Origin of the sequence: Georgenia wutianyii, from assembly GCF_006349365.1 — a bacterium.
Classification (GTDB): Bacteria; Actinomycetota; Actinomycetes; order Actinomycetales; family Actinomycetaceae; genus Oceanitalea; species Oceanitalea wutianyii.
On the sequence record NZ_CP040899.1, the window covers coordinates 2298573 to 2311036 of the forward strand.

Sequence of the window (12464 nt, forward strand, 5' to 3'; positions counted from 1 at the left end):
GTCAGCTGCCGGACTCGAAGGCGCGCAGTCGCGCGAGGACGGCGTCGCGCAGCTCGGTGTCACCGGCGAGCTCGGGGGCGAGCTCGCCGAGCACGCGCGTCACTGCCTGCTCGTCCTCGCCCGCGGCGAGCCCGGTCCAGCGCTCCGCCTCGACGTCGTTGACCGGCACGCCCGCGCCGCGCAGGTGCGCGACCCACGCCGCGACGGCGACGACGGCGCCCTCGGGCATCCGGCCCGCGCCACGCTCGGTGCGCAGCACCGGCACGTGCCGCACGGGCAGCTTCTGCGAGCCGTCGGCCGCGATCCGACCCAGGATGTCGCGCATCCGCGGGTTGGCGAACCGCTCGGTGAGGGCGGCACGGTAGGCCGTGACGTCCTCCTGCGGCACGGTGAGCGTGGGCGTCGCGTCGTCCCACAGCCGCTCGACCCAGGCGCGCAGCTGCGGGTCGGCGAAGGCCTCGTCGACGGTCTCGTGACCGAGGATCGGGCCGGCGTAGGCCATGAGCGAGTGGGCGCCGTTGAGCAGGAGGAGCTTGCGCCGCTCGTAGGGCTCGACGTCGTCCACGAGGGTGACGCCGGCCGTCTCCCACCGGGGCCGCCCGCCGGGGAACGCCCCGGCGATGACCCACTCGGCGAACGGCTCGGTGGGCACCGGGGACACGTCCTCGACGCCGAGCGCACGCTCGACGTCGGCGGCGACCTCCGGCCCCGCGGCCGGGGTGATCCGGTCGACCATCGAGCTCGCGAAGTCGACGTTCTCCTCGATCCACGGGACGAGCGCCTCGTCGACGGCCGCGCCGAGGTCGCGCACGACCCGGGCGACGACCTCCCCGTTGCCGGGCAGGTTGTCGCACGGCAGGATCGTGATCGGGCCGGCGTCGGCGGCCTGGCGCGCCATGAGCCCGGCGACGAGCTTTGCGGGCACGGTGCTCACCGGGGCGACGGGGTCCTGGCGCAGCGTCTCGACGTCCGCGGCGACGTCCGGCGCCTCGAGGTCGAGGCCACCGCCCGGGCCGCGGCGGTAGCCCGCCTCGGTCACCGTGCTCGTGACGACGACGACGGCCGGGTCACGCAGGTACTCCAGCCAGGCCACGTGGTCGGCGGCCGCGTGGACCGCGCTCACCGAGGTGACGACCTCGAGGTCGTCCCCCTCGGGACGGCGCACGACGAGCGTGTACAGCCCGTCCTGCGGCGCGAGCGCCCGGGCGGCGTCGGGCCGGCGGCCGGTGAACGCCGCGATCCCCCACTCCGCGCCGTCCTCGGCGTGCATCGTGTACCACGCCTGGTGCGCGCGGAAGAAGTTCCCCAGGCCCAGGTGGGCGATGCGCACGGGCGCGGTGGGCTGGTCGGGGCGGCGGCTGAGTCTCACAGCTTGAACACCTTCTGGGGGATCGTCGTCACGAGGTCGTGTGCGGTGGCCAGCGCCTCGTCCTCGGTGAGCCGGTGCTCGGAGACGAGCTCGGCGAGGTAGGCGGCGTCGAGCCGGCGGGACATGTCGTGACGCGTCGGGATGGACAGGAACGCGCGGGTGTCGTCGATGAAGCCGGAGGTCCGGTAGAAGCCTGCGGTCTCGGTGACGGCCCCGCGGAAGCGACGGATCGCCTCGGGCGCGTCGATGAACCACCACGGCACCCCGACGTGCATCGACCGGTAGAAACCGGCCATCGGCGCGAGCTCGCGGGAGTAGACGTCCTCGTCGATCGTGAAGACGACGAGGTTGAGGTTCGGGTGGTTGCCGTAGCGCGTGAGCAGCGGCTGCAGCGCCTTGGTGAACTCGACCTTGACCGGGATGTCCGACCCGGCGTCGGGACCGAACCGGGTGAAGTTGTCGGTGTCGTGGTTGCGGTACACGGCCGGGTGCAGCGTCATGACGAGGCCGTCCTCGGTCGCCATGCGCGCAGTCTCGCTCATCATGTGGCGGTGGAAGGCGCGCCCCTCCTCGACGGTGGCCTCCCCGCGCAGGGCTGCGGCGTAGATCCGCCGTGCCTCGTCCTCGCTCAGCGGCTCGGTGCCGGCGTCGAGGTGGGAGTGGTCGGAGGAGACGGCGCCGTGCTCCTTGAAGTACCGGCGGCGGTTCTCGATCGCGGCGATGTAGCCGGCGTAGTCGCCGGTGTCGACGCCGGAGACCTCACCGAGCCGGCGGGCGAGGTCGGCCCAGCCCGGGCGGGCGAGCTCGAGGAAGCGGTCGGGACGGAAGGTGGGGATGACCCGGCCGGTGAAGGTCGGGTCCTGGGCCAGCGCCTTGTGCCCGGCGAGGTCGTCCAGCGGGTCGTCGGTGGTGGCGAGGACCGAGATGTTGAAGCGCTCGAACAGGGCCCGCGGGCGGAACTGCGGGGTCGCGATGGCGGCGGCGATCTGGTCGTAGATCGCGTCGGCGGTGCGCGCGCTCGGCACCTGGGTGATCCCGAAGACCTCGGCGAAGGTCGTGTCGAACCAGTACTTCACCGGGGTGCCGCGGAAGAGGTGGTAGTTCTCGCACAGGATGCGCCACGCCTTGCGGGCCGCCGCCTCGTCGAGCTGGACCGGGCCGTCGGGGCCGCGGCCGAGGTCGCTGAGCTCGGCGCCGTTCGCGTGGAGCATGCGCAGCACGTAGTGGTCCGGCGACAGGAGCAGCGACACCGGGTCGCTGAACGGCTGGTCGTCGACGAGCCACTGCGGGGGCACGTGGCTGTGCGGGGAGATGATCGGCAGGTCCTTGGTCGCCTCGTAGATCCGGCGGGCGACGTCCCGCACGTCGGGCTGCGCGGGCAGGAGCCGGTCGGGGTGCACGGTGAGCAGGTCCCGCGTGTCAACGGTCATGGGCGCCATCGTGACGGCGCCCCCGGCCCGCAGCAGCGAGGTTGCCAAGCCTTGCCACCAGTTGCCGGACCTTGCCACGCCTTCTGACTCGCAGGCTGTCGCGGCGCTAACGTCGTCGCCATGACGTGGTTCAAGGAGGAGGCCCGCTTCATCTCGCGGCCCCAGATCGAGACGATGTGCGACCGGATGCTCGACGAGGCGAAGGAGCGGCTCGGCATCGCCGAGTACCGGCGCGTCCTGCTCCTGCCACCGGACCTCACCCGTGCCCACTCGGGCACCGGCTGGATGACCGAGTACCTGTACAACCGGCTCGACGGCATGGGCGCCGAGGTCCACGTCATCCCCACCCTCGGCCAGCACGTCCCGCACACCCGCGAGGACAACGAGTGGATGTTCGGATCGATCCCCGAGGAGCGCATCCACGCCCACGACTGGAAGAACGGGGTGACGAACGTCGGCACCGTGCCCGCGGAGTACGTGCGCGAGCGCACCGGCGGCGTCGTCGACTGGGAGATGCCGGTCGACCTCAACACGATGCTCGTCACCGAGCAGTGGGACCTCATCATCAACGTCGGGCACGTCGTGCCCCACGAGGTGCTCGGGTTCGCCAACCACAACAAGAACTACTTCATCGGGCTCGGCGGCAAGCGGCTGCTCGGCGCCGCGCACATGGCCTCGGCCGTCTACGGCATCGAGAACAACCTCGGCAACCTCCTCACCCCGGTCCGGGCGTGCTTCAACTACGCCGAGGAGCACTTCCTCGGCGACCTGCCCGACGTCTACCTCCAGGTCGTCATGGACTACGACGACGACGGCAGGCTCGCCCACACCGGCGTGTTCGTCGGTGACGACGTCGAGACCTACTACGACGCCGCCCGCGCCTCCCGCGCGCAGAACTTCACCCTGTTCGACGAGCCGGTGCGCAAGGTCGTCGCCGTCATGCAGGCCGACGAGTTCCGCGCGACGTGGGTGGCGAACAAGGCCGTCTACCGCACCCGCATGGCGATCGCCGACGGCGGTGAGCTGCTCGTCATCGCGCCTGGTGTCGAGCGGTTCGGCGAGCAGCCGGAGGTCGACGAGCTCATCCGCAAGTACGGGTACATCTCGCAGGCCGAGGTCATCGACCTGTACAAGACCCAGGCTGACATGCAGGACATCCCGCACGGCACCGCCCACCTCGTCCACGGCTCCGCAGAGGGCCGGTTCACGATCACCTACGCGCCCGGCCACCTGGGCAGGGAGGAGATCGAGTCGGTGGGCTACCGGTACATGGACGTCGAGGAGGCGCTGCGGCGCTACGACCCCGCCATCATGAAGGACGGGTGGAACACCATGCCCGACGGCGAGGAGGTCTTCTACATCTCCACGCCCTCCGCCGGCCTGTGGTCCACCCGCGAGAAGCTCGAGAACCGCGACACCGAGCTCCACCCCGCCTGACGAGTCACAGCTCGGCCTCGGTCATGACTGCACTCCGTCGTCGTCGGGTCAGCCCGCCCCCACCAGGGCCGGGCTCGACGACGCCGGCCCCTGCCGCGCGCCGCCGTCCGCCGGCCGGTGGCCCGTGTCTCGATCGTGACCTGGCAACACATGGCAACCCGTGCGGCTTTTCGCGCGGCCGGTGGCTGAATCAAGTCACAAGCCGGCGCGTCAGCCGCACGGCTCGGCCGCGGGACGGGACTCCACACCGTCCAGCCACCGAGGACGGTGGGACATGCAGCTGGCCCCATAAACCCGCGCACCGCCACCCGGCGGGCACGCAAGAGAACGGACACCACAATGAGGCGGACCAAGACCTTCACGCTCATCTCCACCGTCGCAGCCGCCAGCCTGCTGCTCGCAGCGTGCGGCGGGGACGACACGGACGGCGACGGCGGCGGCGGTGAGGCAGGGGGCAAGTCCATGCGTCTGGCCCTCAACCAGACCGAGGAGCACCCGTCGTACATCGCCCTGGACAACATGGGCACGGCGCTCGAGGAGGCCACCGACGGCCGCTGGAGCATCGACGTCTACCCGAACGAGACCCTCGGGGCGCAGGCCGAGGCCATGCAGCTCGTGGCCGACGGCTCCGTCGAGATGGCCATCGTCTCCGGCCCCCAGCTGGAGAACCTCAACCCCGACTTCGTCGTCTTCAACCTGCCCAAGGTCTTCGACGACGTCGAGCACCAGATGTCGGTCATCCACGACGAGGAGATCACCGGCGACCTGTACTCCTCCCTCGAGGAGTCCAACAACATCACCGTGCTCGGTGGCTTCACCCAGGGCGCCCGCAGCGTCTACACGACCTTCGGTCCCGTCGAGACGCCGGCCGACCTCGCCGGCATGAAGCTGCGCGTCCAGGAGTCCGACCTCCACATCGCGATGGCCGAGGCGCTGGGCGCCTCCGCCACGCCGATGGCCTACGGCGAGCTCTACACCGGCCTGCAGTCCGGGGTCGTCGACGCCGCCGAGAACAACGAGGTCTCCTTCGCCACCCAGCGTCACTACGAGGTCGCCCCGTACTGGTCCCAGACCAACCACCTCGTCGGCCTGGACTACCTCATCATCAACACCGACGTCCTCGCCGAGATGTCCGACGAGGACCGCGCCGCCTTCGACGAGGTGTGGACCGCCGCGTACCAGGAGCACACCGAGCTCTGGACGACGGCCACCGAGGAGGCCATCGCCCAGGCCCAGGCCGGGGGCGCCACCTTCACCGAGGTCGACTCCGCAGCCTTCGACGCCGTCCTCGCGCCGCTGGCCGCCGAGTTCATCACGACCGAGACCCAGCAGGCGCTCTTCGACGCGGCCCGCAACGCAGCTCGCTGACCCGACAGTGGTGGCGGCGGGGCCTCCCCGCCGCCACCGCTCGCACTCGCGGAGGACCCATGACTGACAACAACGCCGCCACCGGCCCTGACCCGACGCCGCAACCGGCGTCGGCGGCCGACCGGGGCACCACACCCCGCCCCCAGGGCGGCCCCATCGTCCGTGCCCTCGAGGCGGTGCGGAGCGTCATCGACCGCATCCTCGTCCTCATCTGCATCGTCACCTTCGTCGTCCTCGTCGTCGTCGTGTCGTGGCAGGTCATCTCGCGTCAGGTCGTGGGCACCCCGGCGACGTGGACGGAGGAGACCGCGCGGTACATCTTCGTCGTCCTCGCGCTCCTCGTCGCGGCGCTCGTCTTCTCCGAGCGGGGCCACATCGCTGTGGAGATCTTCGTCGAGCGGCTGCCCAAGCGCTTCCAGCTGGTGGTCGCGCTCGTCGTCGAGGCACTCGTCGTCGCGTTCGCGGTGTACGTGATGATCTACGGCGGCATCGCGGTCTCGCAGAACGCGTGGGGCCAGAACATCTCGACCCTGCCGTTGACCATCGGCCAGATCTATCTCGTCCTGCCCGTGAGCGGCGCCCTCATCACCTTCTTCTCGATCTGCCACGTCGTGGGCATGTTCGTGGGTACCGAGGACACCCTCCCGGACGTCGACGAGAACAACCAGGGAATCTGAGGCTCACATGGACCCCGTGACGCTCGCCACGATCATCCTTCTCGGCGGCATCGTCGTCGGGATCGCCATCGGTCTGCCGGTGGCCATCTCGATGGGCCTCCCCTCGGCCCTCGCCATCGTCGTCCTGCTCGGCTGGGACGGCGCCGCCCTCACCTCCGCCCAGCGGCTCTTCACCGGGAGCAACTCCTTCGCGCTCCTGGCGATCCCGTTCTTCATCCTCGCCGGCGGGTTGATGAACACCGGTGGCATCGCCACCCGGCTCATCGACCTCGCCCAGGTCATCGCCGGCCGCCTGCCTGCCTCGCTGGCGCAGACGACCGTCGTCGCCAACGCGATGTTCGGTGCCGTCTCCGGCGCCTCGGTGGCCTCGGCCGCCGCCGTCGGGTCGGTCATGTCGCCCCCGATGAGGAAGGCCGGGTACGACCCGAACTTCTCGGCTGCCGTGAACGCCGCCGCCTCCCCCGCCGGGATGCTCATCCCCCGAGCAACACCTTCATCATCTACGCGCTCGTCTCGAGCAGCTCCATCGCCGCGCTCTTCATGGCCGGCATCGGGCCAGGCCTCCTGTGGGCACTCGTCTGCATCATCATGGTCGCCGTCTACGCCCGGAAGCGGCCCGAGCTCAAGGCCGCGGAGCGCCCCACCGTCAAGCAGGCGCTCGTCGTCCTCGTGCGGGCCCTGCCCGCCCTCCTCATGATCGTCATCGTCATCGGGGGCATCCTCCAGGGCTACTTCACCGCGACGGAGTCGGCCGTCATCGCCGTGCTCTACTCCCTCGTCCTCGGCCTCGCCCAGCGCACCCTGCCGCTGCGCGCGTTGCCGGGCATCATCCTCGAGGCGGGCAAGACGACGGCGATCGTCATGCTGCTCATCGGCGTCTCGAACATCCTCGCGTGGGTCCTGTCCGCCGCACGGATCCCCGAGCTCGTCGCCGACTCCCTCCTGGGGCTCACCGACAACAAGACGCTCATCCTCATCATCATCATGATCGTCCTGCTGCTCGCCGGTACGGTCATGGACCCGACGCCCGCCATCCTCATCTTCACGCCGATCTTCCTCCCGGTGGTCGTCGAGCTGGGCGTCAGCCCGATCCACTTCGGCACGATGATGGTCTTCAACATGTCCCTGGGGAACATCTCCCCGCCCGTGGGCAACAACTTGTTCGTCGCTGCCCGAGTCGGCAAGGTCCGCATCGAGCCGATGATCGGCCGCGTCATGCCCTTCTTCTGGGCGCTCACGCTCGCGCTGTTCGTCGTCGCCTTCGTGCCTCAGCTCTCGCTGTGGCTGCCGGAGGTCATGGGCCTCACCGCCGTCACCCCGTAGTCGGGCGGACGCAGTGACGGGGGCGGTGGCCGAGGCCACCGCCCCCGTTTCCGCGTTCCGGGAGCCTTGACAGACGGTCGCGGCGATCAACCTCGGGACCCTCCCCCTTCGCGCCGAGAGCTGGATCCAGCACCGTGCAGGATCCAGCTCTCGCGTGAGTGTGGGGCGAGGGTGGTGGGACGAGGGTGGTGGGTCGAGCCAGTGTGGGCGGGCCGGTCCCTGTCACCGCCCTCCCCGCAGGCCTCCTCCTCACGCCGAGAGGTGGATCGTGCGCGGTCTTCACGATCCACCTCTGGCGTGAGAGGGAGCATGGAAAGGGGTGCTCAGCGGGCGAGGCGGCGCTGGGCCTCGTAGAGGTCACGCACCGCCGTGGCGGTGACGTCGGTGACGTTCGCCAGTGCCTCGGCACCGCCCGGGTAGTCGGGCTTGAGACCGCTGGCCGCGTCCGCTGCCACCCCCGTGACGCCGACGGTCACACTGCGCGGGGCGACGTCGCCGACGGTGACCGCGTACGGGCGGTCGTTCAGGACGTCGATGCCCCAGTGGGCGAACCTGGCGCCGAAGTAGGGACCGGAGCGGGCGCTGCCCCCCATGGTCCCGGTGTTGATGAGGCGGATGTTCGTCCGGGCGTTCTCGAAGGGCAGCGCCCGGTGGGAGTCGAAGGTACCCTCGTAGAGGAATCCGTCCCGGTAGACGTTGCCGGAGGAGAGGCCCTCGACGTTGAGCCCGTGCAGGCGGGCGTCCTCACGAAGCTCGGTGTCGAACGGGCCCACCGTGAACCCCTGGACCAGGTTGTCGTGGGACTGCATCCGCATGACGAACGGGTGGTGGGTGGCACGCCCGGTGATCACCGTGCCCGAGACAGTCACCGACTTGGCGCCAGTGAACCCGAAGCCGACGTCGCAGTTCTCGACCTGTACGTCGCTCGCCCAGCAGTCGTGCGCGGCCTGGAAGTGCACGCCGTTGGAGCCGGGGTTCTGGTTGTGCGCCGTCTGCGGGAGCACGCGGTTGCGGATCGTCAGACGCTCGACGCCGACCTCGGTGACGGTCGGTCCCAGGGCCCGCACCGTGGTCGGCCACTCCGCGCGCAGGTCGTGCTTCACCGGCTGCGCGAGCCGGACGGTGGTGGCGTCGAGCACTCGCTCGACGCGAACGGGCCACTGGAGCGTGCCGTACTGCGGGTAGAAGCCCTCGGTCCCCCGGACGAGCTGCGGCGCGCCGGCCGTCCAGTCGTAGGCCCGGGCTCCCTCGGTGTCGCCCGCGAGGTGGGTGAGCAGCGGCGCTCCGGGGTTGTCCGTCTCGAGGAGGACCATGTCACCCGCGCGCAGCCGCGCCGTCGTCGAGACGGTGAGATCGCGCGTGCCCCGCGGTGCCGGGGCGACGGACGCGAGCTGCGGGCCGGGGACGAAGCCCTCGGTACCGAGCCACTCCTCCTCCTCGAGCTTGCGCAGCACCGGCTCGGGGATCACCCAGATCTGGCCGCCGGCCCAGGACCAGCGCTCCTGCTTCTGCTGGACCTGCCAGTTGCTGCGGTAGCCCTCCTTGAGGGGACGGGAGAAGTAGAGCACCGTGTTGCGCCGGTTGGCGCCGCGCAGCACGACGTTGGACCAGTGCATCCACACCGGTCCGCTGAGGTGGTACGTCCCGGCCGGCACGAGGACGACGCCGCCCCCCTGCTCCCCGGCGGCCCTGACTGCGGCGTTGAAGGCAACGACGTCGTCGGTGGTGCCGTCGCCCTTCGCCCCGAAGTTCCGCACGTTCGCGACAACACGCGGCGTGGGTGTGCGAGCGCCCTGGTGGTAGCCCGCCCCGGTGAAGTCGGCGAGTAGCTCGTGGCTCGCGGGAGAGCGCAACCACTCGGTGAGCAGCGTCGTCGACAGGTCGGTGCCTGTTCTCGGCCCTCGCGGTAGTGGTCCCGCGGCGGCGGGAGCACCTCCCACGACCGAGCCGATCGCAGCGGTCGCGGCCGCGCCTGCGGCGAGCCCGAGAACCGTTCTTCTGGAGATGTCTGTCGTCGCGTCCAAGGTGTCCCCCGTCGTCGTTGTCGTGGTGGAGGCCCAGGGCACCAGACGGGCGCCTGCCGCGACCAGCGGTTGCCATGCCTTGCCGGGTACTGAACCCGCTCTTGACACGGGCGAAGCGGACGATAGGCTCACGAATCACGTAAGGCGCTTTGGCGGGTTAGGCGATGTCGCCTTCAGAAGTCGAAGCACCGCCCGTGCCACGAACCCGTGCAATGACGCTGTGGAGGCGTGCCGTGAGAACACCCAGCCTGTGGGCGATCATCGTCCTCGTCATCGTCGTCCTCGTGCTCTTCGGTGCGCGTCGACTCCCCGACGTCGCCGCGAGCGTCGGGAAGTCGCTGAAGATCTTCAAGAGCGAGATCAAGGACCTCACCGCGGACGACGACGCGCCCGCGGCCGCCCCCACCGCGTCGCAGACGCCGGGCAGCCACGCGACCGCGGCGCGCGGCGAGCACCGCACCCCCTGACCCTGCCATGGTGGCGACACCGCTGAGCACGGCACAGGGCGCACGGAGACGTCGGCGATCCGCCGACGGCCGGATGCCCCTGGCCGACCACCTGCGCGAGCTGCGCCGACGGTTCCTCCTCGCGGCGCTCGGCATCGTCGTCGGCGCGGTCGCGGGCTGGTTCCTCTACCCCTGGTTCTTCGCCGCGATCAACGCCCCGATGGAGGCGATCGCCGATCGCGGGCAGGGCGCGGCGATCAACTTCGGGACCGTGGGCGGCGCTTTCGACATGCGGATCCGGCTCTCGCTGTTCATCGGGCTGTTCGTCTCCAGCCCGTGGTGGGTGGGGCAGATCTTTGCCTTCGTCTCCCCCGGCCTCACTCGCAAGGAGCGCCGCACGGCGATCGGCTTCGGGGTGGCGGGCGCGGTGCTCTTCCTCGCCGGCGGTGCGCTGGGCTGGCTCGTGCTGCCCAACGCGGTCACCGTCCTCACCGCCTTCACCCCCGACGACGCCGTCAACCTCATCGACGCGCGCACCTACCTGAGCTTCTTCACCCGGGTCATGCTCGTCTTCGGGGTGGCGTTCCTCCTGCCGGTGGTCATGGTCGCGCTCAACGCCGCGGGACTCGTCTCCGGCCGCACGTTCCTGGGGGCGTGGCGCTGGCTCGTGCTGCTCGCCTTCCTCTTCGCCGCCGTCGCCAACCCGCTGCCCGACGCCTGGTCCATGATCGCGATGGCCCTGCCGATCTGCGCCCTGTTCTTCGGGGCGATCGGCATCGCCCTGTGGTCCGACCGGCGTCGCGCCCGACGTCGTCCCGCCTGAGGTCCTTCATGCCTGTCAACGGTGCCGAGCTGCTCGTCCTCGTCGTCCTCGCCGTCGTCCTCGTCGGCCCGGAGCGGCTGCCCGAGTACGCGCGCAAGCTGGCCGGGCTCGTCGTCGCCCTCAAGCGTCTGGCGGCCGAGGGTTCCGAGCGCGTCCGCGCGGAGCTCGGCGACGAGATCGCCGACCTCCAGGCGCTCGACCCGCGCCAGTACGACCCCCGGCGCATCGTGAGGGAGGCGCTGGCCGACCCGCCGACGCCGAGCCCGCGCGCGGCTGCGCGGCCGACCCAGGGCGCCGTCGTCTTCGACACCGAGGCGACCTGAGCGGGTCTCGCCCGTCGTCCTGCAGAAGTCGGCTCTCGCGCGAAAGTCCGCTCTCGCGCGAAAGTCCGCTCTCGCGCACAACTCCGCTGTCGCGCGGAAGTCCGCTCTCGCGCACAAGTCGGCTCTCGCGGGTGGGTGGGGGCGGGGCGGGGTGGGGTGGTCAGGTGAGGTGGGCCGGGGTGACAGCGCGGCCGGTGGCGGCGGCCTCGTAGATGGCGCAGAGCAGCCGCACGGTCCGTGCGGCCTCGTGGACGTCGACGAGGGGCGCCGTACCGGAGTCCAGCGCGTCGAGGACGTCGCGCCACTGGGCGACGTGCCCGTCGAGGTCGACGGTCGGCGCGGACACACCCGCCAGGCTCACCGGCCGGACCGGGAGCTCGGGGGCGGGGACCTCGGGGACGTCCCAGGTGAGGAACCTGCTCTGGCCCACGCTCACCGAGCCGCCGGTGAAGTCGAGATCGATCGTCCCGGCCCGTCCCGGCGGCGTGGCGGTCGAGAGGGTGAGAGCGCCGAGCGCGCCGCTGGCGAACCTCAGGGTGGCGACCGCGGTGTCCTCCGCGTCCATCGTCTGCCCCAGCGTGGCGACCTGAGCCGTGACTTCGACGACCTCGCCCGCGAGCCACAGGAGCACGTCGATGTTGTGCACCCCCTGATTCATCACCACGCCGCCGCCGAGCTCCTGCGAGCGCCGCCAGTCGGCGGACGCGTAGTAGGCGGTGGTGCGGTACCCGTGCACGTGGGTGCGGGCGAGGCGCAGGTCCCCGAGCCGGCCGCTGTCCACCATGGCCTTGAGCTGCGCGTGCGCCGGGTCGAAGCGGTGCTGGGAGATCATCGAGACCGTCCGGCCCCTCTGCTCCGCCGACGTGACGATCGCGTCCACATCCGCGACGCTCAGCGCCATCGGCTTCTCCACGACGACGTCCTTGCCGGCGTCCAGCACCTCCAGGACGTCGCGCGCGTGGAACTCGCTGGGTGAGCAGGAGACGACGACGTCGACGTCGGGGCTGCGCACCACATCGGCCGCGCTGCGCTGGTCCGCCTCGGGCCACCCGACCGCGGCGGCGGCCGCCAGGCTCCCGCCGCTGAAGGCGACGAGCTCGGCCCGGTCGCGCAGCTCGTGCAGCGCCTGGGCATGGGTCACCCCGATGGCGCCCAGCCCGACGATGCCGACTCCGACCCGCTGCGTGCTGCCCATGCGTCCTCCTCGAGTGCTGCTGTGCCCGTGGACCACGGCCCACGGTGCG

Annotated in this window: 10 protein-coding genes and 1 pseudogene; 7 read left to right on the forward strand and 4 right to left on the reverse strand. The window is 70.9% G+C overall.

Annotation, left to right across the window (positions count from 1 at the left end):
- Position 1: 1 nt before the first annotated feature.
- On the reverse strand, positions 2-1369 hold the full coding sequence (locus FE251_RS10130; RefSeq protein WP_139073322.1) for a mannitol dehydrogenase family protein: 1368 nt from the start codon (positions 1367-1369) through the stop codon (positions 2-4).
- Positions 1366-2799: a glucuronate isomerase gene (gene uxaC / locus FE251_RS10135; RefSeq protein ID WP_139073324.1), complete on the reverse strand. Its 1434-nt coding sequence runs from the start codon at positions 2797-2799 to the stop codon at positions 1366-1368. Before uxaC ends, FE251_RS10130 begins: the two co-directional genes overlap by 4 nt.
- Before the next feature lie 120 nt (positions 2800-2919).
- Between uxaC and FE251_RS10140 the strand changes: the two genes are divergently transcribed.
- The 4 genes and pseudogenes from FE251_RS10140 to FE251_RS10155 all read left to right on the forward strand — a co-directional run bounded on the left by FE251_RS10140 (position 2920) and on the right by FE251_RS10155 (position 7604).
- Complete coding sequence (locus FE251_RS10140; RefSeq protein ID WP_139948690.1) at positions 2920-4236, forward strand: lactate racemase domain-containing protein; 1317 nt, start codon at positions 2920-2922, stop codon at positions 4234-4236.
- 339 nt (positions 4237-4575) lie between these two features.
- A complete protein-coding gene (locus FE251_RS10145) occupies positions 4576-5604 on the forward strand; it encodes a TRAP transporter substrate-binding protein (RefSeq protein WP_139073327.1) in 1029 nt (342 codons plus the stop codon).
- 59 nt (positions 5605-5663) lie between these two features.
- Positions 5664-6281 carry a TRAP transporter small permease gene (locus FE251_RS10150; RefSeq protein WP_139073802.1) on the forward strand — a complete coding sequence of 206 codons (618 nt, stop codon included), beginning with the start codon at positions 5664-5666 and terminating at the stop codon, positions 6279-6281.
- A 7-nt stretch (positions 6282-6288) separates the two neighbouring features.
- Positions 6289-7604 (forward strand): annotated as a pseudogene (locus tag FE251_RS10155) (TRAP transporter large permease).
- A 323-nt stretch (positions 7605-7927) separates the two neighbouring features.
- Here FE251_RS10155 and FE251_RS15650 read toward each other — a convergent pair.
- Positions 7928-9361, reverse strand: coding sequence for a glycosyl hydrolase family 28-related protein (locus FE251_RS15650; RefSeq protein ID WP_179954752.1), 1434 nt, complete (start codon positions 9359-9361; stop codon positions 7928-7930).
- A 500-nt stretch (positions 9362-9861) separates the two neighbouring features.
- Here FE251_RS15650 and tatA point away from each other — a divergent pair, with 500 nt between their 5' ends.
- The 3 genes from tatA to FE251_RS10175 all read left to right on the forward strand — a co-directional run bounded on the left by tatA (position 9862) and on the right by FE251_RS10175 (position 11220).
- Positions 9862-10095 (forward strand): Sec-independent protein translocase subunit TatA, encoded by a 234-nt coding sequence (tatA, locus tag FE251_RS10165; RefSeq protein WP_230976393.1) that lies wholly within the window; start codon positions 9862-9864, stop codon positions 10093-10095.
- Positions 10096-10168: 73 nt separating this feature from the next.
- A complete protein-coding gene (gene tatC / locus FE251_RS10170; protein WP_139073799.1) occupies positions 10169-10897 on the forward strand; it encodes a twin-arginine translocase subunit TatC in 729 nt (242 codons plus the stop codon).
- 8 nt (positions 10898-10905) lie between these two features.
- On the forward strand, positions 10906-11220 hold the full coding sequence (locus tag FE251_RS10175; RefSeq protein ID WP_139948693.1) for a Sec-independent protein translocase family protein: 315 nt from the start codon (positions 10906-10908) through the stop codon (positions 11218-11220).
- Positions 11221-11380: 160 nt separating this feature from the next.
- Here FE251_RS10175 and FE251_RS10180 read toward each other — a convergent pair whose 3' ends face one another.
- Positions 11381-12415, reverse strand: coding sequence for a Gfo/Idh/MocA family protein (locus FE251_RS10180; RefSeq protein ID WP_139948694.1), 1035 nt, complete (start codon positions 12413-12415; stop codon positions 11381-11383).
- Positions 12416-12464: the final 49 nt, after the last annotated feature.